This window comes from Mesorhizobium sp. M1088, from assembly GCF_040318575.1.
Classification (GTDB): domain Bacteria; phylum Pseudomonadota; class Alphaproteobacteria; order Rhizobiales; family Rhizobiaceae; genus Mesorhizobium.
Map to the genome: position 1 here is coordinate 1 of NZ_JAMYMO010000051.1, position 20,631 is coordinate 20,631.

At 62.6% G+C, this 20,631-nt stretch carries 20 protein-coding genes and 3 pseudogenes; 15 read left to right on the forward strand and 8 right to left on the reverse strand.

The features are described 5' to 3' along the window. Nucleotides 1–152: 152 nt before the first annotated feature. Nucleotides 153–784 (reverse strand): annotated as a pseudogene (locus tag NKH49_RS31140) (tyrosine-type recombinase/integrase). Between the two features lie 307 nt (nucleotides 785–1,091). On the opposite strand from NKH49_RS31140, the gene NKH49_RS31145 reads away from it, so the two are divergent. The 4 genes from NKH49_RS31145 (at nucleotide 1,092) to NKH49_RS31160 (ending at nucleotide 4,065) form a co-directional block, all read left to right on the forward strand. Further along, nucleotides 1,092–2,171 (forward strand): alpha/beta hydrolase family protein, encoded by a 1,080-nt coding sequence (locus NKH49_RS31145; RefSeq protein ID WP_352542968.1) that lies wholly within the window; start codon nucleotides 1,092–1,094, stop codon nucleotides 2,169–2,171. A gap of 403 nt (nucleotides 2,172–2,574) precedes the next feature. After that, on the forward strand, nucleotides 2,575–3,012 hold the full coding sequence (locus tag NKH49_RS31150; protein ID WP_352452314.1) for a curlin: 438 nt from the start codon (nucleotides 2,575–2,577) through the stop codon (nucleotides 3,010–3,012). Between the two features lie 69 nt (nucleotides 3,013–3,081). After that, nucleotides 3,082–3,483 (forward strand): curli-like amyloid fiber formation chaperone CsgH, encoded by a 402-nt coding sequence (gene csgH, locus NKH49_RS31155; RefSeq protein ID WP_352542636.1) that lies wholly within the window; start codon nucleotides 3,082–3,084, stop codon nucleotides 3,481–3,483. Between the two features lie 168 nt (nucleotides 3,484–3,651). Then, complete coding sequence (locus NKH49_RS31160; protein ID WP_352929357.1) at nucleotides 3,652–4,065, forward strand: curlin; 414 nt, start codon at nucleotides 3,652–3,654, stop codon at nucleotides 4,063–4,065. Between the two features lie 413 nt (nucleotides 4,066–4,478). Here the strand turns inward: NKH49_RS31160 and NKH49_RS31165 are convergent, their stop codons facing one another. Next, nucleotides 4,479–5,621 carry an MFS transporter gene (locus NKH49_RS31165; RefSeq protein ID WP_352929360.1) on the reverse strand — a complete coding sequence of 381 codons (1,143 nt, stop codon included), beginning with the start codon at nucleotides 5,619–5,621 and terminating at the stop codon, nucleotides 4,479–4,481. A gap of 272 nt (nucleotides 5,622–5,893) precedes the next feature. On the opposite strand from NKH49_RS31165, the pseudogene NKH49_RS31170 reads away from it, so the two are divergent. Continuing rightward, nucleotides 5,894–6,142: pseudogene (locus NKH49_RS31170) on the forward strand (glutathione S-transferase family protein); the annotation flags it as partial. A gap of 55 nt (nucleotides 6,143–6,197) precedes the next feature. Here the strand turns inward: NKH49_RS31170 and NKH49_RS31175 are convergent. Then, entirely contained in the window at nucleotides 6,198–7,868 is a 1,671-nt protein-coding gene (locus NKH49_RS31175) for an FAD-dependent oxidoreductase (protein ID WP_352542635.1), read from the reverse strand. Between the two features lie 348 nt (nucleotides 7,869–8,216). Here NKH49_RS31175 and NKH49_RS31185 point away from each other — a divergent pair, with 348 nt between their 5' ends. The 3 genes from NKH49_RS31185 to NKH49_RS31195 are packed head-to-tail and all read left to right on the forward strand — an operon-like array spanning nucleotide 8,217 to nucleotide 10,395. After that, nucleotides 8,217–9,572, forward strand: coding sequence for a selenium-binding family protein (locus tag NKH49_RS31185; RefSeq protein ID WP_352542634.1), 1,356 nt, complete (start codon nucleotides 8,217–8,219; stop codon nucleotides 9,570–9,572). Beyond that, a complete protein-coding gene (locus tag NKH49_RS31190; RefSeq protein ID WP_352929329.1) occupies nucleotides 9,569–9,940 on the forward strand; it encodes a 2Fe-2S iron-sulfur cluster-binding protein in 372 nt (123 codons plus the stop codon). The genes NKH49_RS31185 and NKH49_RS31190 overlap by 4 nt, the downstream gene beginning before the upstream one ends. Before the next feature lie 5 nt (nucleotides 9,941–9,945). Further along, nucleotides 9,946–10,395 carry a CoA-binding protein gene (locus tag NKH49_RS31195; protein WP_352542637.1) on the forward strand — a complete coding sequence of 150 codons (450 nt, stop codon included), beginning with the start codon at nucleotides 9,946–9,948 and terminating at the stop codon, nucleotides 10,393–10,395. 76 nt (nucleotides 10,396–10,471) lie between these two features. Here NKH49_RS31195 and NKH49_RS31200 read toward each other — a convergent pair whose 3' ends face one another. The 4 genes from NKH49_RS31200 to NKH49_RS31215 form a co-directional block, all read right to left on the reverse strand. Then, entirely contained in the window at nucleotides 10,472–11,716 is a 1,245-nt protein-coding gene (locus NKH49_RS31200; RefSeq protein ID WP_352686769.1) for an NAD(P)-binding domain-containing protein, read from the reverse strand. Between the two features lie 41 nt (nucleotides 11,717–11,757). Next, nucleotides 11,758–12,315, reverse strand: coding sequence for an OsmC family protein (locus NKH49_RS31205; protein ID WP_023679231.1), 558 nt, complete (start codon nucleotides 12,313–12,315; stop codon nucleotides 11,758–11,760). A 316-nt stretch (nucleotides 12,316–12,631) separates the two neighbouring features. Beyond that, complete coding sequence (locus NKH49_RS31210; RefSeq protein WP_352771165.1) at nucleotides 12,632–13,144, reverse strand: OmpA family protein; 513 nt, start codon at nucleotides 13,142–13,144, stop codon at nucleotides 12,632–12,634. Between the two features lie 10 nt (nucleotides 13,145–13,154). Continuing rightward, on the reverse strand, nucleotides 13,155–13,814 hold the full coding sequence (locus NKH49_RS31215) for a L,D-transpeptidase (protein WP_352474291.1): 660 nt from the start codon (nucleotides 13,812–13,814) through the stop codon (nucleotides 13,155–13,157). An 87-nt stretch (nucleotides 13,815–13,901) separates the two neighbouring features. Here NKH49_RS31215 and NKH49_RS31220 point away from each other — a divergent pair. Beyond that, nucleotides 13,902–14,180, forward strand: a pseudogene (locus tag NKH49_RS31220) (NAD-binding protein); the annotation flags it as partial. Between the two features lie 12 nt (nucleotides 14,181–14,192). Here NKH49_RS31220 and NKH49_RS31225 read toward each other — a convergent pair. Beyond that, nucleotides 14,193–15,086, reverse strand: a complete 894-nt coding sequence (locus tag NKH49_RS31225; protein ID WP_352780197.1) for a LysR family transcriptional regulator — start codon at nucleotides 15,084–15,086, stop codon at nucleotides 14,193–14,195. A gap of 152 nt (nucleotides 15,087–15,238) precedes the next feature. Between NKH49_RS31225 and NKH49_RS31230 the strand changes: the two genes are divergently transcribed. The 6 genes from NKH49_RS31230 to NKH49_RS31255 are packed head-to-tail and all read left to right on the forward strand — an operon-like array spanning nucleotide 15,239 to nucleotide 20,062. Continuing rightward, entirely contained in the window at nucleotides 15,239–16,429 is a 1,191-nt protein-coding gene (locus tag NKH49_RS31230) for an MFS transporter (protein WP_352929333.1), read from the forward strand. Further along, nucleotides 16,426–16,896 carry a cyclophilin-like fold protein gene (locus NKH49_RS31235; protein ID WP_352929335.1) on the forward strand — a complete coding sequence of 157 codons (471 nt, stop codon included), beginning with the start codon at nucleotides 16,426–16,428 and terminating at the stop codon, nucleotides 16,894–16,896. The genes NKH49_RS31230 and NKH49_RS31235 overlap by 4 nt, the downstream gene beginning before the upstream one ends. 19 nt (nucleotides 16,897–16,915) lie before the next feature. Further along, nucleotides 16,916–17,311: a (R)-mandelonitrile lyase gene (locus NKH49_RS31240; protein WP_352929338.1), complete on the forward strand. Its 396-nt coding sequence runs from the start codon at nucleotides 16,916–16,918 to the stop codon at nucleotides 17,309–17,311. A 25-nt stretch (nucleotides 17,312–17,336) separates the two neighbouring features. Next, complete coding sequence (locus NKH49_RS31245) at nucleotides 17,337–18,353, forward strand: zinc-dependent alcohol dehydrogenase family protein (protein ID WP_352474298.1); 1,017 nt, start codon at nucleotides 17,337–17,339, stop codon at nucleotides 18,351–18,353. A gap of 58 nt (nucleotides 18,354–18,411) precedes the next feature. After that, a complete protein-coding gene (locus tag NKH49_RS31250) occupies nucleotides 18,412–18,840 on the forward strand; it encodes a lipocalin-like domain-containing protein (RefSeq protein WP_352929342.1) in 429 nt (142 codons plus the stop codon). A 40-nt stretch (nucleotides 18,841–18,880) separates the two neighbouring features. After that, entirely contained in the window at nucleotides 18,881–20,062 is a 1,182-nt protein-coding gene (locus tag NKH49_RS31255; RefSeq protein WP_352474301.1) for an arabinose transporter, read from the forward strand. The last annotated feature ends 569 nt before the right edge of the window (nucleotides 20,063–20,631 follow it).

A 20,631-nucleotide genomic window follows, 5' to 3' on the forward strand; every position in this document is an offset into this window, starting at 1 on the left:
TCCATGGTCAGATCGACCCCTCTACCCGCTCAAGTCAAAATGGCAGTCGCGCCATCTCAGAACGAGGCGCCCCTCCCGCGAAGCGGGTTCGTGCATTGGGCGCAAAGCCGCTGGACCCAGCACCCGCGCGACCCACGCGAGGTCGTCCATTTTCAGATTTCAGTTCCCTCGGCCAGCGTCAATGCATCCTCGACGTCGACGCCGAGATACCGGACGGTGTTCTCAATCTTGGTGTGGCCGAGCAGAATTTGAATTGCTCGGAGATTCCCGGTGGCCTTATAGATAATGGAGGCCTTGGTACGACGAAGCGAGTGGGTGCCATAATCCTCACGGCGAAGGCCAACCGCCGAAACCCATTCATCGACCAGGCGCGCATACTGCCTGGTGCTCAAATGGCCAGCATGATCGACCCGACTGGGAAAGGCAAAATCGTCGACCGCTCCACCTCTACGTTCGAGCCATGCAAGTAGGCTTGCTCGGGCGTCTGCCATCAGTTCGAATTGAACTGCCCTCCCAGTCTTTTGCTGCACAACCATGGCCCGAGTCCGAATCTCAGCGCCACTCACTAGCGCGCCAATCTTGAGCTTCACCAAGTCGCAACCACGCAACTTGCTATCGATCGCAAGGTCGAACAGCGCTCGGTCCCGTGATCGACCTTCGCGGTCGAGAAAGAACCGGATTTCCCAGATTTGACGAACCTTCAGAGGTCGTTTGACGCCTACTCTCTTGCCTGCATTCCAAGCGGGACGGCCTTGTCGGCGAGGTCATACTGCGAATGTCCCATATCGTTTCTCCTCAGACCACTATTGGCCAGAGCACAAACGTTCGGGAGGGGCCGGGAGCGGTCCGGCCGGTTCTGGTATGAACGCGTGAGAATGCAGATATTCAATCCGGTGGGTCCGAGTCTCGAACTGACCCGTTCCGCACGTTCCTAAAGCTGCAACTCCTCTCAGTCCACTCAAGCGAAGACTCAGGGCAGCAAAACGATCGAACGTACCATATAGATGGACCGTGGGCAGCACTCGGGCTTGACGTCTTGCCGTCATGGGTGAACGGTAGCGGCAGCCTGGCACCGCGCAGGAAAGCACGTTATGATCAAGGCTGTCTTGGGTTTTCTTCTACTGCCTTGGCTTGTCATCTTGCCCCTGATCGCAGTGACACCCGCGATCGCAACCGATTTCAGCCAGCCCGGTCCTTTCGCGATCGGTATTCAGAAGTTCACGATACCTGACGTGACTGGTGAGCACCCGCTGGAAACATGGGTCTGGTATCCCGCTGCTGGTCCTGCGCCAGCTCCCGCCGGCGCAATCCTGAAGACGACGCCGGACGCACCGCCGGCAACGACCGGTCCCTATCCGCTGCTTGTGCTGATCCCCGGATCCTCGATGCCGGGCATAGCCTACACCCGCTGGGGCCAGTTTCTCGCGACCTACGGGTTCGTTGTCTTCGCTTCGAGCTATGATACCGGATTCGACGTTCGCCGATTGCTCTATTATCGTTCTGCCAACGTGCTTCGTGTGATCGGCTACGCCGATACACTGACAGCCCCGGGTGGCAAACTCGCTGGACTCATAGATACCTCCCACATCGGCGTCTGGGGGCATTCATCGGGCGGAGCGACTGCGCTCCAGGCGGGAGGCGCTCGGGTCGACTTTAAAGCCCTGGATAGCTGGTGCGCTGCAAATGAGGCCCAGAAGTATGGCGACTCATGCCAATTTGTAGGTTTCGAGCCAACGATTGCCAAACTCTACGGCGCTGCAGACCCGTTTGCGGAGCCGATGCCACCCATTTGGGATAGCCGCGTGGCGGCGCTCGTTCTCGCAGCTCCGGGCGGCGAGCTGCAGGTATTCGGCGCCACTGGCATTGCGGCTGTCAAAGTGCCGACGCTCATACTGGTCACTTCTGACGACGAGATGGTGAAGCCGGAATTCAATGCCCTATGGGCGCATGATAGCATCGGAAGTCGAGATAAGGCGTTGGCCGTATTCGACAAGGGTGGGCACATGATGTTCGCATACGGTTCCGGTTCCAGCCCGCAGTTCGATCAAGCCAAGACGCTGACCGCGGCATTCTTCCTCAGTATTCTAAAAGGTGATCCCATGGGGCAGGCGGCGCTGCGACCCGGCGAGGCGTCGTTTCCGGGCCTCCACTATAAAACGACCTTCCACTGAGCCGACCGGACTCGTTGCTGGACAGGTGGAGGCGCTCGTGTGGCCAACGGCAACACGTGGTCCGCTTGTGGCGCAACCGCGATCACCAATGCGGTGGCCGGTAATGTCCTCTTTAAGGCAGTTGCAAAGCTAACTTTGACGACCGACATGAGGCGCATTGCCGTCCGGCAGCCTGTGGGCCGGAAGCGGCCAACCCCAAGTATAGAAATGACCCAACACCGGCCGCCCTTGGCGAGTGTGCTCCACCCATTGCCCTAGCGAATAGCGGCCTGACCGCCGCAGCCACGACCCGCGCAAGCCCTCCTGAACCCCAGCTGAACGCCGCCTTCAGCCTTAGTTCGAACGGCATCTCCTAAAAAGAAGCCGTTCAACCGCGGTCCCGTCCGCCAAAGGAGACGCTCTCATGATCCGCAATTCTTTCATCGCAACCGCGCTTGCCGCTCTTGTCGGTATCACTGCCGCCGCTCCGGCCATGGCCAATGACGTGCGCATCGAGCAATATGGCTGGTCGAACTCGGCCGGCGGCGCCCAGAACGGCTTCAAAAACCGTATCCGGGTGTATCAGAACGGCCGCTTCAACAAGGTGATCGGCCAGCAGCGCGGCCGCCACAACCTTTCGGCTATCGGCCAGGACGGGGCCGGCAACTACGGCGCCACCTACCAGAACGGCAACCGCAACGTGGCCGGCGTCGGCCAGTTCGGCTCCAACCACACCACCATTCTGACCCAGGACGGTAACGGCAACATTGCTGCCGGCGTGCAGGTGGGCCACGGCTGCGATGCCAATGTCAGCCAGGGCGGCAGCGGCAATGTCGCAGCTTTCGTCCAGGCCTGCCCATAAACACGGCAACGGCCAGGCGGCCGCGGAAAGATTCCGCGGCCGCCGCTAGCCAAGCCAAGGAGACGAACCATGCCCCGCATCGTCAAGCATTCCCGCCGCGTCATGGCGGCACTCGCCCTGGTCCTGGTCCCGGCCGGCGCGCTGGCGACCATGGCCACCGCCGACCAGTCCGTTGGGCCGGTGCGCTGCGAGATCCGCGCCACGCCGGAAGGGGGCATGGTCTTGCTTGAGGCGCTTGCCTATGCCGACAGAAACGTGAGTGGCACCTATTCCTTCCATGTCGAAAGCACCGGTCGCACCGGCGGCACCAGCATCGAGCAGGGCGGCGCCTTCAGCGCTGCGCCCGGCAAGCCAGCTACGCTCGGCGCTGTCACGCTCGACGCAAAGGCCGGCGTTTACGACGCCAAGCTCGAAGTTGCGGTCGATGGCAAGAGCATCGGCTGCGCCGCGCGGGTCGGCGGCGCGACCTGATCGCACCGGCCAGTTCACGAAAAAGGGCGTCGGCGTTCGGCGCCTTTTCTATGTGTGCCGAGCCGGGAAAAATGACTGAACGACAGCTGAACGACGGGTTCCGGGATGGTTCAGCCGCAATTCGGGAAGGTTGGCCATAGGCTGAGGCAGCCGGAAATGAAGACCAAGATGACCCGCAATATGTTCATAACCCTTACTGCCGCTCTCGTTGCCGGCAGCATCGGCCAGGTGGCGCTGTCCGCACCGGCCTACGCAGGAGGCTGGGTGTCGGTGACATTTGCTCCTGCCAACGCCCGCGGCGCCGGCGCCCTGGCGACCGGCCTGCGCGTCTATTCGAAGTATCGCGGCCTGCACGGCGCCAGAATCCGTCAGTCCGGACACGGTAATGCTGCTGGCCTCGGCCGGAACGGCCGCGGCAATCTGGGCATCATCCATCAGGAGGGCAACGGCCATTCCGCCATCCTGAGGCAGAACGGCAACGACAACGCCTACGGTATTTTCCAGTTCGGAAGGAACACCGAGGCCAATGTCGTGCAGAACGGCGACGGTGGTGGCGGCGCCATCTTCAGCTACGGCTGGTAACGGCCGATAATCGGGGCGCGAGCGGGACTCGATCCCCTTGCGCGCGACCCAATCATTCGGGCCGAACATCTCGGCAGAGCCGAAGATGACCCCGCGGCGTCCTCCTTGGGAGGTTTTTCAACGCGGGCCGATGTCGACCCAGCCCGCACCCCTCGCGCTGCGGCCCACATCGAAAAACATTCACCGATGCGGACCTTCTGCAGCGGCTTTTCCACGCATAGCAGACGTTCGACGGAACGGGTGATCCTGCCCCGGCAAACACCGATGATGTCAGATAAAGTGCGGCAGACAATGTCACGAGGAAGCGAGGCGACATTTCACGCTCCGCGACAGCCGGAAGTGATCGACAACTTTCCAACGTTTTCCTTCGCGATTGACCCATCCTGGTCAAACACCCCAAACCGGCGGCTGCATCACCGTTCCTCCGGCGGCTTGAGGTGCCGAAACTGCAGCAGCAGCAGCAGATCGTAAGCGATCTTCAGTGCACCGCAGATGATCAGGGGCCAAGCCCGGAACGAGGCAGCGAACAGAGCGCCCGCCAGGGCGGGACTGGCTGCGGCAGCCAAACTGCGCGGTACCGATGTGAAGCTCGCGGCGGCTGCCCGCTCCGCCTCCGTGACGACCGCCATGACGTAAGATGAGCGCGTTGGGACGTCCATCTGCGAAAGCGCGGCACGGATCAGCAGCAGGGCGAGCGCCAGAGGAAGCGTCGGCGCAAGCGCCGCCAGCATCAGGGCGATGCTGGACGGAATGTGTGTGAACACCATCGTGTTGATGAGTCCGATGTGCCGCGACAGCCAGGCGGCAACGGGGAATGAGAACGCCGAAAGCACCCCGGACCAGAAGAAGAAAAAGCCCGCTTCCGAAAGCGACAGGTCGAATTTTTCGAAAAGCCACAGGGCAAGCAGCGACTGGACGAGGAAGCCGCCGGCAAAGGCATCAAGGCTAAAAAGGGCCGCAAGCCTGAAAACGATATTCCGCGAGGGGCCAAGCGCGGACGTGCTGCCGGAGTCCGACGTTGGACGGCGCCGCGGGATCTGCGCGTAAAGCAGACCGCCGAGCAGGCCCAGCAACGCATAGAGCACGAACATCGCCTTGATGCCGGTGAGTTGGTCGAGGCCGGCTGGAGCCAGAAGATCAGGGGTTGCCGAAGCGAGCGCGCCAACCGCGGCTGCGAGCGCACCCACAAGGCTGTAGCGCGCGAACATCTTGGTCCGCGCGGCGTCGGTGACTTCGCGTGTGAGCACGGCATGCTCCAAGGGCACGAACACGCTGACGCTGCCGGCCGACGGGTTGATGGTGCCTGCGAAGGCGATCACCAAAAGCAGCGCGTAGTCGTGGACCACAGCAAAGGCCACACCCGTGGCCACCATCAGACTGGCGGCGGCAAGCAGGAGTTGGCGGTGATCGTGTCGGGCACCAAGGAGTCCGACGGCGATGGTCAAGAGAGCTGAACCGAGCAGCGATCCGGTTGCAATGATGCCGACCTGCAGAGGCGCGAAGCCTAATGCGAGGAGATAGACCGGCAACAGAACGGCCACGAAGCCATCGCCCATGTCGCGCAGGGCTCGGGCCGCAAAAAGAAAAGTCGCCGGGCGGATCTGCTGCACTGGTCTAGCCTGCCCTCATCACCTGCGTTGGCGTCAACGGCTTTGGCAGCGTCGCTCGACAGGGCCGGAAGATCATGACGGAGTCGCGTTAGACATTCCAGCGAGACGAAGGCCATGAAGTTCGGGACGTGGGTCAGAATTCCCCGTGGTCTTGCTTTGGTAATGTCCAGGAAGGGGCGCATTGCCGCCCGCCAGCCTTGGGGCCGCTGACGACCCGCGACGAGACCTGGCATAAGCAGCGCCTGCCCATGGTCGAGGATCGCATCCGTGGCCGGCTCGGCGAACTTTCCGATCGCCTGGGCAATGCCGACTGGCTCGATGGTGCGTTCAGGGCCGGTGACCTTCTGATGGTGGCGGTGCTGCGCAGGTTGAACGGATCGGGTATACTGGACGAATATCCGAACCTCTCCGCTTATGTAGCCCGCGGCGAAGTGCGGCCAGCCGTCAAGCGTGCTTTCGATGCTTAATTGGCGGTTTTCACGCCGAATCGACCGGCTGATGACATTCTGGTTACTTGACCCTCTAGCTTTGGTTGCGGTCTACTTTCTCTTCATTGGCCAGATACTGGTGGACGAAGGCGATGGCCATGCTGCCCTCGCCGACCGCCGAGGCAACGCGTTTGACCGGGCTCAGGCGTACGTCGCCGCAGGCGAAGATGCCGGGCGCGCTGGTCTCGAGCAGGTAGGGGTCGCGGCCATGCGACCAGAGCCCGGCCTTCTTCACGTCGTCGCCGGTCAGCACATAACCGCGTGCATCGCGCGCTACGTCGGCCGGCAGCCACTCGGTCTCGGCGTTGGCGCCGATGAACACGAACAGCCCGCCGCATTGGTGCCGGCTCACCTCGTTGCCGGTCTTGTCGAGAATGTCGATCGCCGTCAGGTGCGTCTCGCCGTGCACCGCCTGGACTTCGGAGTGAAGCTGGACCTTTACGTTGCATTTCGCCCTGAGCTGCTCGATCAGATAGTGAGACATGCTGTCGGCAAGCGAGGGGCCGCGCACCAGCAGCGTCACGCTGCGCGCATGGCCGGAAAAATGCATCGCCGCCTGGCCGGCCGAATTGCCGGCGCCGATCAGGTAGACATCCTGCCCATGCGTGCTGCTCGCCTCGCTGCGCGCGGCGCCATAATAAACGCCTTTGCCGATCAACCGGTCGAACCCGTCGATGGCAAGACGGCGCCAGGCGACGCCGGTTGCCAGGATGAGGCTGCGGGCGCGCACGACATCGGTGCCGTCGAGCACCACCTCGTGCGTCGTCGGGTCGATGCCGGCGACCGAACGGGTGACCAGGATTTCGGCGCCGAGCCGCTTTGCCTGCTGCAGCGCGCGGCTGGCAAGCTCGTCGCCGGAAATGCCGCTTGGAAAGCCGAGATAGTTCTCGATGCGCGAGGATGTTCCCGCCTGCCCGCCGGGCGCCTCGCGTTCGACGACGATGGTGCGCAGCCCCTCGGAGGCGCCATAGACCGCAGCCGCAAGACCGGCCGGTCCGCCGCCGATGATCGCGACGTCGTACTCGGCGCCGCGCGGGCGCGTCTGCAGCCCGAGGCGGATGGCAAGATCGCGCACGGCGGGTGCTTCGATAATCTCCCCGTCCGCCAGCCGGGCAACGGGACCATCGAGAGCCGGCCTGCTGAGGGCAGACCAGAAAGCCTCGGCATCCGACGTGTCGGGCAACAGCCAGGTGAACGAAATCTGGTTGCGGGCCAGAAACCGGCGCAGTTCGCCGCACGCCGTGTCCCAGCGATGGCCGACCAATGTGACGCGCGGCCTCTGCGGCTCGGCAGTGACGCTTTGCAGCCCGCCCATCCGCTCGCGGGCAAGCGCGCTGACCTTTTGGGCCACGTCCTTTGACACCGCGGCGATGGAATAATACTGCTGAACGTCGATGCGCATGACGCGGGAAAATTCGGCGGCGCGATAGCCACCGGGAAAACCCGAGCCAAGCGCAATCGGCACCTCGCCGAAGATCGTTCCCGGCAGACGCCAACCCAGCGTTCGCTCGATGCCGTCGAAGGTCTTTACGACTTCGATCTTGCCGGCGAGAACCGCAAACAGCGCGGCCTCTCCACCCTCGTGAATCGCGAACTCTCCGGGGCTGAGGTGAAGATCGGCCGCTGTCCGCGCCAGCCGCTCCAGCTCTGCCGCCGGCAAACCCGAAAACAACGGGATTGCTCCCACTTCATCACTTGTCAGCATGGCCCCTCGCGGGAGCCAGTTAGCGTTGTTTTTTTGCCGTGATCAATAAAAAAGCGAGGCGGAGCCGCGTTTTGGGAGAGAGCGCAACTTCCCCGTTGTTGTACCGTTGTTGTGGGGGAGATCGGCAGCCTCGACGCCATGTCACGCATGCTCGTAGCTCGCTCAATCCGGACGGCAGGTGGATGATCGTCGAGCCGTTCGCGCACGATCATCTGGCTGTCAACCCCGTCGGGCGCGCCTATTATGCCGCCTCCGCCTCCCCGGCCATAGCGCCAATGCCAAGCATGCACTAACATTCCAGCTTGCCCCTTTGGGGCTGGCGAGTGATCTGTTCAAAGGGAAGTACCCATGACCAATCATTGCTGTGGACCGGGCTATGCTTCTCCAGCCGAGGCGATGACGGCACCTCGCGAAAAGCTGCTCTATACGATTGCCATCTACACCGGCACGGGCATTCAGAAGCCGGACTATCTGTGCACGATTGATGTCGACCCGGAGAGTTCGACCTACAGCCAGGTGATTTCGCGTTTGCAAATGCCGGGTATTGGCGATGAGCTTCATCACTCGGGCTGGAATGCCTGTTCGTCGTGCCATGGCGATGCGAGCATGGAGCGGAAATATCTGATCGTGCCGGGTGTGCGCTCGTCAAATCTGCATATTGTCGATTGCGGTACCGATCCGCGCAGCCCGACACTGTTCAAGGTGATAGACGGCGCTGAAATCAAAGCCAGGACTAACCTGTCGGCGCCACACACGGTGCATTGCCTGGGCTCGGACATCATCGTTTCCATGCTTGGTGACGCCCAGGGCAATGCCCCCGGCGGCTATTTGCAACTCAGCAAGGAGTTCGAGATTGTCGGCCGCTGGGAAAATTCCATGGGCAGGATCAAGTTTGGTTATGATTTCTGGTACCAGCCGCGACACAACGTAATGGTCAGCTCGGAATGGGCCGCGCCCAATACCTTCATGCCTGGCTTTGACCTGGAAGAGGTTGGTCATCTGAAATATGGCCGAGAGATCCATTTCTGGGATTTTGAAAAGAAGGAGCCAAAGCAAACATTCTATCTCGGTGAAGATGGCTTGATCCCACTGGAAGTGCGATTCCATCATAACCCCGACAGCAGTCACGGCTTTGTTGGCGCGGCCCTTTCTGCAAATATCATCCATTGGTGGAAGAACGCGGCGGGTGACTGGCAATGGGAAAAAATTGTCGATGTCGGCAATGAGCCGCATCCCGCATGGCCGATACCAATACCGGGCGTGATCTCGGTCATTCTGCTCAGCATGGACGATAGATACCTCTATCTGTGCAACTGGTTGCATGGCGACATTCGTCAGTACGACATCTCGGACCCTCACAACGCCAAGCTTACCGGACAAGTGTGGATGGGCGGACTTCTCGGCCGTGCGCCTGAGGTCAATGGCGTGAAAGTGACTGGCGGGCCTCAGATGATACAGCTCAGCCTCGACGGCAAGCGCCTTTATGTGACGACCTCACTCTTCTCGACGTGGGATAATCAGTTCTATCCGGAAATCCGCACCAATGGCGGATGCATGCTGATGGTCAATTGCGATACGGAAAACGGCGGCATGGAAATCGATCCGCTATTCGTTGTTGATTTTGGTAAGGAACCAAATGGACCAAGCCGCTGCCACGAAACCCGTTATCCCGGGGGTGATTGCACGAGTGACATCTGGGTATGACCTGCTTCACCATCATTCTCGCCAATCAAGGCGGTGCGGCCTTTGACGTCGATCACCGCAAGCCCCTCTTGCAAAGCTTGCGCGAGCAGGGCGTGGATCTGCCGTATGGGTGCAAGTATGGCGGCTGCATAACCTGTGCGGCCAAAATAATCAGCGGCAAAGTCGATCAAAAAGCGCAGCGGGCGCTGAACAACCGCCAGATCAACAATGGCTATATAATCCTCTGCGTCGCCCGCCCTTTGAGCGACTGCACGCTGGAGGTCGGCGTTGAGAGCCACGACAAGCTCTATCGCAACCCCTTCCTTGACCCGCTGGCCGCTCAGGAATTGAAAGCCGATATTGCGACCCCGTTGGAAGCAAAGAAATGACCCATATGAATCATGATGAGCCCTATTCGGAGGCTTATCTGCAAGACATTCTGAATTCGGTCAAAACCATCGCGATGGTTGGGGCCAGCCCCGATAAAACTAAATTTTCCTATGGGGTACTCAGGGTGCTGCACGAAATCGGCTACGACATGATCCCGGTCAACCCCAGTCCCGGTCTGGATGAGATTCGAGGGCTTAAGGTGTACGCGTCACTAGCGGCCATCGACCGGCCTGTGGATATGGTTGAGGTTTTTCGCCGCTCCGAAGATCTGTTGGAAGTTGCACAGGAGGCCATCGCAATTAATGCCAAGGTTCTGTGGGGTCAGATTGGGGTGCGCGATGACGCTGCCGCCCAGTTGGCGGAGGAAGCGGGCTTGAAAGTGGTGATGAACCGCTGTCCAAAGATTGAGTTGTTCCGCCCCTTCTGGAAGCCAAAGCTGCATTTGGGAATATGACTGCAGGGGCGCAGAATTCGGGGGTGTCGCGGCAACCAACCTGTTCCCTCTGGAGTCTCAGACGTTGATTCTGCTATCAGATTGAATTTTGCCCGAGGTACGATGCCAGATGATCGCTGAGATCCCGCGCGTCGTCGCCAGCGCCGTCGATCAGAGCAGACTTGCGGCGGCGCAGAAACTGCGTCCCCATCAGGTACAGGCCCGGATGTTCCGCTACACCGCCGTCGTGACGGACGTGGCCCTTGCGGTCGAGGACCGGCAGTTCCAGCCAGGAGTAGTCCGGCCGGTAGCCGGTGGCCCAGATGATCGTCCTGATAGCGTCTCCGGCAAGATCGAGGCCGAGCGGCGGGTTGTCCTCGACACGGGTCGGCGGCGGGCGATCCGGCGGCCCGACCGTAGCGTCCAGGCCGTTGGCGCGCGCCCATTCGTCGATGAGGTCGAGCAGCCGGGCCATCTTGAGATCGGAAAGCGCGCACATGTTGCGCAACGACCCCGCAAACTGGGCCTTGCCGTCTTCGGTGATGCCGGCAAGACGACCGATGAGCCGGACGCCGAGGTCGTCGAGCGCATTGAGGTCGAGGGTGATGCGGTCGGGCGTGCCGGCAAGCTGTAGCGAAGGAACCCGTCGCGCCCGCCTGATGTCGTCCACCTCGTCGTAACGCTCGTCGAGCACGCCGGCGGCGTCCATCCACCATTCCAGGTCCTTGCCGCGATAGACGCGGGGCGCCCGGATGTGCTCGCCCACCGACAGGGTCACTTGACGCCCCGAACGCTGCAGCTCCTGTGCGATCTGGGTGCCGCTCGACGACGCGCCCACCACCATCACGCCACCGTCGGCGACCTGACCCGGATTGCGGTAGGACTGTGCCGTCAGCATGGCGACCGACGGCGGCACGCGGCTGGCGACGTCGGGCAGGCGCGCGATGTTGCACGCGCCCGACGCCAGCACGACGGTCCGACACCGCCACTCGCCGCGGTCCGTGCGCACAAGATATCCCGCCCCGTCGCTGCGAACCGAGGTGACGGTCGTGTGGGTTCTGACCGGAGCCGAGATCGCCTTGGCATAGTTCCCGAGGAAGTCGATCACCTCAGGCATCGTCCGGTAGCCGTCGGGATCGTCGCCGTCATAGCGAAAGCCCGGCAGCCGGCTCTGCCAGTTCGGGGTGAGCAGCCGCAGTGAGTCCCATCGCTCGGTGCGCCAGGTATGGGCGATCTCGCCGCGCTCCAGCAGCACATGGTCGATAGAGCGCTCCGCGAGGCAGCGGCTCATCGCGAGCCCCGCGTGCCCCGCGCCGACGATCGCTGTGGTGACGGAACTAATCGCACCCTCTCATCAGGAGAGTCTACGGTTCGAAGCGCCTTTCAATTCACCACGACCGTGACGTTCGTCGGATTGGTGACAATGTCATAGACCGCCGACCGCTTCTGCGACTGAGCGACGATAGCCTCGATGTCCTCGCGCTTGGCGTCGGCGTCGATGTTGTATTTCACCGTGATGCCGCTGAAGCCGTTGCGCACGTCGCTGTCGATGCCGAGAATTCCGGCGAGATCCATGTCGCCTTCGATGGTCGCCTTCACCGACTTCAACTGGATGTTCCGGTTCTGGGCAACCGCGGCGATGCCGGCGGTCAGGCAACTCGCCAGTCCGACCAGCACGTATTCGACGGGCGTGGCGCCCTTGTCCTGGGAAGCGAAGACCTCCGGATGGTCTGCGTCGAATGTGAAGGTGGTCTTGCGATGCTGATCCTCGCCGAGACCGTAGAAGCTCTCGACCGACGAGTGGCTGTGGGTGCCATCCTTCCATTCGCAGGCCGCGCGCCACTTGAACTGCGCTGCCTCCGGGGCGTTGGTGAGCGCTTCGCGTGCGCCGAGCAGCGCCTCTACGTTAACACCGTTGTTTGCCTGTACTTCGGAAGCCATAATTATTATCCTCCCTACCTTGCACTGGCTCAAAAACCCGACCGATCTCACTGACCTCAGATTTCACCATGGCGCGGCATGCTATGGGTCGCGAAGCGTTTCTTCAAGTTGTTTCCGCAGCGGAATGTTCGCCCTCGTGTGCCGAGTTGTGCCTTTGCAGGCTCTGGCGCGATCACGACCTTCAGCGCGGTCAATCGCAGTGTCTGCTTCCGGGGGAGGCAAAGTTCGCCTCTATGGCCGACATTGCGGCGCAAAGCAGCCATACCGCCGTCGCGTGCGAGACTCTGCTTCGGGTCACAAGCAGAACAGCAGCCCCCTACGGCTCGTCCCTCTCATCGCGCAAATTAGACACAACGCGGCGGTTCTGCGACCTGCAGGCGGTGTCGGGGCACTCGCGGACGAGCCTGTCCTTGCCGTAGCCCTTGGCCCACATGCGGTTGCGGTCTATGCCGCCGGCGGCGAGGTAGTCCATCACCGCATCGGCGCGCTGCTGCGACAGCGCCATTTCCTTTGCGCCGGGATCGTCGGCGAAACCCTGCAGCTTGAGCAGCCAGCGCGGATGCTTTGCCAACCAGGCGATCTGGGTGTCGAGGGTGGCCTTGGCGACGGAATCGAGCGCGGCCGAACCTTGCGTGAAATAGGTGCGGCGGCCGACATTGAGGATAAAATCCTCCTCGCTGCCCGGCTGCACGTTCTGGAAGCCGGCAACCTCGGTGTTGGTGACGTCGGGCGTGGAAGGGGCCAGCGTGTTGCTGGTCGAGCAGGATGCGGCCAGCACCAGCAGGCCTGCGGCGAGCAGCCGGCGCGTGTTTTCAATGATGCGGTTCATGAGGCGCCAATCATTCGACAGTGGTGGAAGCGGGCGCCTGGTCGGCGATGTGCGGCAGGACCTGCACCGCGGTGCCGATCGGGCAGCGCTGGTAGAGGTCGATGATGTCTTCCGGGAACATGCGGATGCAGCCGCTGGAAGCGTCAGTGCCGATGCTCCATGGCTCCAGCGTGCCATGCAGGCGGTAGCCAGTGTCGGCGCCGTCGCGGTGCAGATAGAGCGCGCGCGGCCCGAGCGGATTGTTGGACGCGCCGCCTGCGATCATGTCCGGTAGCTCCGGCCTGCGCTTGCGCATTTCGGGAGGCGGGACCCAGTCCGGCCACAGCGCGCGGCGGTCGATCGTCGCGCGGCCGTACCATTTGAAGCCGTCCTTGCCGACGCCGACGCCGTAGCGGATGGCGGTCTTGTTTTCCATGATAACGTAGAGGAAATGGTGGCGGGTATCGACCACGACGGTGCCGACCGGCTCGCTACTGAAATACTTGACGATCTGGCGATGCCATCTCTTGTCGATCTTCGCGAAGTTGGTCTTGCGATACACAAAATTGTTGTCGCTGGCGGTACCGGCGAAAAAGGATTTTGCCGCCGCTGCTTGAGCAATATTGCCGGTTGCACCCATCGCGACCAGCGCCAGGCCGCCGAGCACGACACCCCTGCGTGATAAAACCATCGGCAATATTCCCCCTCATGCCAAAAGCATGGCGGACCATAGTTGAGAATTACTTCGCCTCAAAGTGGAAAATGCTGCGTTGCTTCAGTGCGCCGTGTCCGGACATTCGTCATTGCCGGGTTCGGGCGGGTAGACCGGGTGATCGGCAGATTGCTCGACGAGCGTGGATACAGGTGGGTTGCAGTCGACCTCGACGCCAAAAATGTAGAGCGGTCCCGGAAAGAACGTCTACCGGTCTTTTTCGGCAACGCTTCGCAGGAGGAGATGGTGGCCGCCGCGAAAATTGACAGCGCAAAGGCCCTGGCGATCACTCTGGACGACCCCGAGGCAGCCAAATCGGTTCTTGCGGCGCTGAGACGCAAACTGCCCGACCTCCCGTCAGATGCGATGGCGGAGCGCCTCAACGATCACCGCCATCGCAGGCGAGAGCTGTCGCCTGCTCGGGTAGTAGAGGTGATAGCCCGCAAACGGCGGACTCCAGTCATCAAGCACGAGCCTAAGGCATCCGTTGGCGATTTGGTGGCTGACGAGGTTTTCCGGGACATAGGCGATCCCGAAACCGCTTATCGCAGCCTCGATCATGGGAATGGACGAATTGAAGGTGAGTTGGCCTTCCACCCGCACACGAAGGTCGCGGCCATCCTTGGCGAATTCCCAGGCATATAATCCGCCGAACGTCGCCTGCCGCATATTAATGCAGTCATGATCGACCAGATCCTGCGGTGCGGTCGGAACCGGATGGCGGGAAAAGTACTCCGGCGAAGCCACGGCGACGAGCCGCCAATCCGGCCCGATGCGCACTGCGATCATATCCCTGTCGATGCTCTCACCAAGCCGCACGCCTGCGTCGAAGCGCTCCTCCACAATGTTCTGCATGCCGTTGTCGCTGTAGAGCTCGACGCACACGTCAGGATAGTCGCCGAGCAAGGGCTGCAGCTTCGGCCAGACGGTCGTCTGGAGCGCATGGTCGGACAGCGAGATACGGACCGTTCCGGAGGGTTTGTCGCGAAAGGCCACCAGGCTTGCGAGGTCGGCTTCGATTTCCTCGAAGCGGGGAACAAGAGATTGGAAAAGTCGCTCGCCGGCCTCGGTCGGTGCGACGCTCCGCGTCGTACGTGTCAGCAGGCGGACGCCAAGACGAGCTTCAAGCTCCTTGATTGTCGAACTCAGGGTCGACTGCGAGGTTCCGAGCTTGGCCGCCGCCTTGGTGAAGCTGCGCTCCCGCGCGACCGCCACGAACCAGAGCAGATCCTTCATGCCATCGCGCTGCATAGGGCACCTCCGGTCGGACATTTATATCATGAGCAGATAAGTCCATGCGAATTACTTAGTCTAATAGAATGGGTTCCTCTGCAATATCTTCCGGCATGGCGACGGGGATGGGCGGCTGATCCGCCCCAGTCGCCTTGCAAGGATGCCAAACTATGGAAACGACCTACGACACAAGGCTTGTCGAAGACCGCGCCGCATGGGGCGCGGTGCTGTCGATGGCGCTGTGTGTTTCCGTGCTCATCGCGTCGGAATTCATGCCGGTCAGCCTGCTGTCGCCGCTAGCGGCCGATCTCGGCATCACCGAGGGCCGCACGGGACAGGCGATCTCGATTTCGGGCGCTTTCGCCGTCGTGACCAGCCTGCTGGTCGCCGGCCTCACGCGCCGGATCGACCGCCGACTGGTCGTGACCGGCTTTACCCTTCTCCTCATCGTGTCCGGGCTCGCTGTCACCTTCGCGCCGAACTACGCGTTCCTCATGGTCGGCCGGGCGCTACTCGGCATTGCGATCGGCGGGTTCTGGTCGATGTCGACCGCGATCGTCATGCGCCTCGTGCCGCAAGACATGGTTCCGAAGGGTCTCGCCATGCTAAACGCTGGCAATGCCATTGCGGCCACGCTCGCCGCGCCGCTGGGCAGTTTTCTTGGCGCCTATGTCGGCTGGCGCGGCGCTTTCTTCCTCGTCGTGCCGCTTGGGGTCCTGGCGCTGGTCTGGCAGTGGACAAGCCTGCCGGCGCTGCCCCCGCGCCGGAGGAAGCGTCCAGGCAATCCGCTGGCGCTCCTCGGCGGTCTTCCTGTCGCCACCGGCATGGCGTCAATCATGATGCTGTTCATGGGTCAGTTCGCGCTCTTCACCTATCTGCGGCCCTTCCTCGAGAGCGTCACTCGGCTCGACATCGCCGAGCTTTCGGCGATCCTGCTGGCGATGGGGCTGGCAGGGGTGCTCGGCACATGGTGCGTCGGCCGGCTTTTGCGCACGCGCCTGTTCAGCATCCTCATCGTCATCCCGCTGGTCATGGCCGCGCTGGCAGCTGTGCTCATCGCCGTCGGTGCCTTGCCGGTTCCCACAGCGCTGCTGCTCGTTGCCTGGGGCTTCTTCGGCACGGCCGCGCCGGTTGGCTGGGGCACGTGGCTCAGCCGAACGTTGCCGGACGACGCAGAGGCCGGCGGCGGGTTGCAGGTAGCCGTCATCCAGCTCGCCATTACAGGCGGTGCCGCGATCGGCGGCACGCTCTTCGATACGGTCGGCTGGTGGGGAGCATTCACTTTCGGCGCGGTGCTGCTCTGCGGATCGGCGCTCGCCGCCTTTGCCGCATCGCATATGGCCCGGAGGTCTTTGCCATGACCATCGAGCGTGCGCCGCTCAGCCGCCGGACATTGCTCGGCGCCGCGCTCGCGGTGGCGGCCCTGCCTCGCGCAGCCGCCGGCCAAGACCGCGAAGCCTCAGTCAGCCAGGAGCCCACCGACATGAAGATCAGGATGGTTTTCAACGGCCGCACCATGACCGCCACGCTCTACGACAATCCGTCGGCGCGCGACTTCTTCTCCATGCTGCCGCTCGACCTCAAGATCGAGGACTACGCGCATAACGAGAAGATCGCCTATCTGCCGCCCAAGCTGACTGAAGAGGGAAGCGGTCCGTTCGCCAACGAGCAGCCCTATGACCTTTGTTATTTCATGCCCTGGGGCAACCTGGCCATGTTCTACGCCGACTATCGCCATCCCGGGCTGATCAGGCTCGGCCGCTTCGACGAGGGCGAGCAGGCCCTGCACATTCGCGGCGCGTTCCCGCTTCGCATCGAACGCAGTTGAGGACCCAATGGAGATCACCATGGACATTCTTCGCGCTGGCACGAGGCCTTCCGGCAAGGGGCCACCTGACTGGTTCACCGGCACGGTGCGGATCGATCCGCTCTTCAATCCCTTCGATGCCGGGCGGGTCCAAGGCGCACAGGTGACCTTCGAGCCCGGCGCCCGCACCGCCTGGCACACGCATCCGCTCGGCCAGACGCTGATCGTTGTCTCCGGCCTTGGCCGCGTGCAGCGCGAGGGTGGCCCGGTCGAAGAAATCCGGCCGGGGGACGTCGTCTGGTTCGCGCCCGGCGAAAAGCACTGGCACGGCGCGTCGCCTCAGACCGCCATGACCCACATTGCCCTCCAGGAGGTCACAGACGGCAAGGTCGTGGACTGGCTGGAACATGTCAGCGACGCCGACTACGGCGCCTGATCTTCTCGACTCGAAAGGAACCAAAATGCTCGCAACTGTTCTTCACAAACCGGGCGACATCCGCTGCGAGGAAATCGCCGATCCGAAAATCATGCGGCCAACGGACGCCATCATCAAGCTCTCGGCAAGCTGCATCTGCGGCTCGGACCTGTGGCCCTATCGCGGGCTGCAGCCGGTCGACGGCCCGATGCATATGGGCCACGAATATTGTGGCATCGTCGTCGAGGTCGGCGCAGAGGTGCGCACCGTCCGTCCCGGCCAGTTCGTCGTCGGCTCGTTCTGTCTCTCCGACAATACCTGCCCGCACTGCCGCTTCGGCTTCCAGTCGTCCTGCGTGCAACGCGAATTCATGTCGGGCGCGCAGGCACCTTATGCCCGCGTGCCGTTGGCGGATGGCACACTGGTCGCCACCGCCGAGGTGCCGCCGGCCGAACTCATCCCCGACCTGCTGGCCGTGTCCGATGTGCTCGGCACTGGCTGGTATGCGGCCGACGCAGCCGAGGTCCGAGAAGGATCGACGGTGGTGGTGGTCGGCGACGGTGCGGTCGGCCTGATGGGCGTGCTTGCGGCCAAGGAGATGGGCGGCGAGCGCATCATCGCCATGAGCCGGCACGTCAGCCGCCAAAAACTCGCCCGCGAGTTTGGCGCCACCGACATTGTGGCCGAGCGTGGCGAGGAAGGCGTCGCGCGCGTCCAGGACCTCACCAGGGGCGTCGGCGCGGACTCGGTGCTGGAATGCGTCGGCACGGCGGAATCTTTCGACCAGGCGCTGGCCTGCTCCCGCCCCGGCGGCACAATCGGCTATGTCGGCGTGCCGCATGGCGTGAGCTTCGACGGCCAAAGACTATTCTTCGGCCAGAAGCGCATGCTGGGCGGCCCCGCGCCGGTGCGCCGCTTCCTGCCCGACCTTATGGACCGTGTGCTCAACGGCAGGATCAAGCCCGGCAAGGTCTTCGACCTCAAGCTGCCGTTGGTCGAGGTCGCTGAAGGCTACCGCGCCATGGACGAGCGGCGCGCCATCAAGGTCATGCTTTCGGTGTGAGCGAAGATTGGGCGGACGGCCTGTGCGCACCCGCAAATCAGAAAAGGAACAACGACATATGACGATGAGATTGAAGATCGCCGCCCTTGCGCTTTCAGTTATCACGCCGGCTTTCTCCCAAGAGTCCCCGATCATCGGCGCATGGCGCATGAGGTCGCTCGAGGCCGGCGCCGAGGGAAATCTCAAGCCCGTGCCATATTCCGGCCAGGTCATCTTCACCGAGGCCGGCACCCTCTCGGTGCAGGCCCAGAACCCCGACGCCAAGGCGCCGGACACGCCTTATACGGCAAATGGCTACGAAGCCTATTACGGGCCGGTCGCCATCAACGACCAGGACAAGACCTTCGTCATCACGATCGAGTCCTCCCTGGTCCGCAACCTTGTCGGGAAGAGCATGAAACGCAAATTCGAAGTCTTGTGCAACAAACTGGTCCTCACCCCGGACAATCCGGCCGAAGGCTGGCGCGTAACCTACGAACGTTACTGATCGGAACAGCCCGACTGTCAACCTGTCATCGATGGCCACAATGGCGCGGACTTCAGACCGAAATGGCGCGACAGCGGAACTGGCGCCAATCATGGCGGCTGTCTTCGCCGGCTTCCTCCTGATCGGCTTGGCGCTACCCGTCCTGCCGCTGCATCTTCACCAGCAGCTCGGCTTCGGCCCCTTCGCAGTCGGGCTGGTGACGGGCAGCCAGTTCGTCGCCTCGATGCTGTCGCGCATTGGGGCTGGAAACTATGCCGATGGGCGCGGCGGCAAGCGGGCCGTCGTCGTCGGCCTCATTGCCGCTGCCCTGGCGGGGTTCATTTACGTCGGCTCGCTGGCATTGCTCGACCGGCCCGTAGCGTCCGCATCGGCGCTCTTCGCCGGCCGGGCGGTACTGGGCGCGTCTGAGAGCTTCATCATCACCGGCGGCGTCGCCTGGGGCCTTTCCCTTGCGGGCGGACAGAACTCCGGAAAGGTCATAGCCTGGGTGGGCACGGCGATGTTCGCGGCGCTCGCGCTAGGCGCGCCGATCGGATCTGCGCTTTATGCGGCGAGCGGCTTCGCCGCGATCGCACTCGCGACGGTCGGCCTGCCGCTTGCGACGCTGCTTGCCATCCTGCCTATGCGTGGCACCAGCCTCGCCGCGAGCGCCGCGCGACAGTCATGGACGAGCGTGGCGCAAGCGGTCTGGCTTCCCGGCGTCGGAGCTGCTTTCAGCAGCCTTGGCTATGGCGCGATCCTGTCCTTTGGCGCGCTGCTCTTTGCCGAACGCGGCTGGCAGCCGGTCTGGCTTCCCTTCACCGCTTATGCCGCGTCGCTGATCGCGGCAAGGCTGTGCTTCGGCCACCTGCCTGACAGGTTGGGGGGCGCGCGCGTCGCTGTGATCTTCGTGGCGGTCGAGGCGGCAGGGCTGATGCTGACCTGGCTTGCGCCCGGGCCTGTTCTCGCCGCCATCGGAGCGGGCCTGACTGGCCTTGGCTACTCGCTGGTGTATCCCGGTTTCGGTGCCGAGGCCGTAGGCCGTCTTCCGCAACGCAGCCGCGGCCTGGCCATGGGACTCTACACCGTCTTCCTCGACGTGGCGCTCGGCTTCGGCAGCCCGGCGCTCGGCTTGGTCGCCGCGTCGGCCGGCCTGCAATTCGTCTTCCTCGTCGTCGCGACGGCGACGCTTCCGGCGTTGGGCATCGCTCTGCTGCTGGGTCGCCGTAACGCTCCACTATAGCTAGTCTGTGCTCGAGATGTCGCGCAACCACGATCGCTCCCGCTTTGGGCGACGTCTGCTTCCGGGCAATGACAAGACCGACGTCTACGGCCGACATTGGCGCAGAGCAAACGGTCGGGTTTCCAACGCGGAGCGACAAGAGCTGACCGTTGGTCGGCGCAAGTGTCGTCCTGACGTGACCCAATGCGGTCTTCCGTTGCGAGCGTCGGTTGCTGGAGCTGCGTTAAGTCGGTCGGAGGCCAATGGTATTTTCAATGGAACGCTAATATACATGGAAGCCCCAACGAGCAGCGCCTGCCAGATACTTGAGGAATGCCATGCGAAGGCTCATCTTCACGGCGATGTGTATCGCCGCCGCAACAGCCGCTAACGCCCATGATTGGTACGAAGACAAGATTGACCCCCAGACCAAATTCAAGTGCTGCGGCGGTTCAGATTGCCGCGCCATACCCCGGTCTTCGGTGCGGTCCAGGGTGGACGGCGGGTACACTTATTTGCCGCATAATTTCACCATCCCACGGGACCGGGTACAGGAATCCCCGGACGGGCAATACCATATCTGCGAAAAT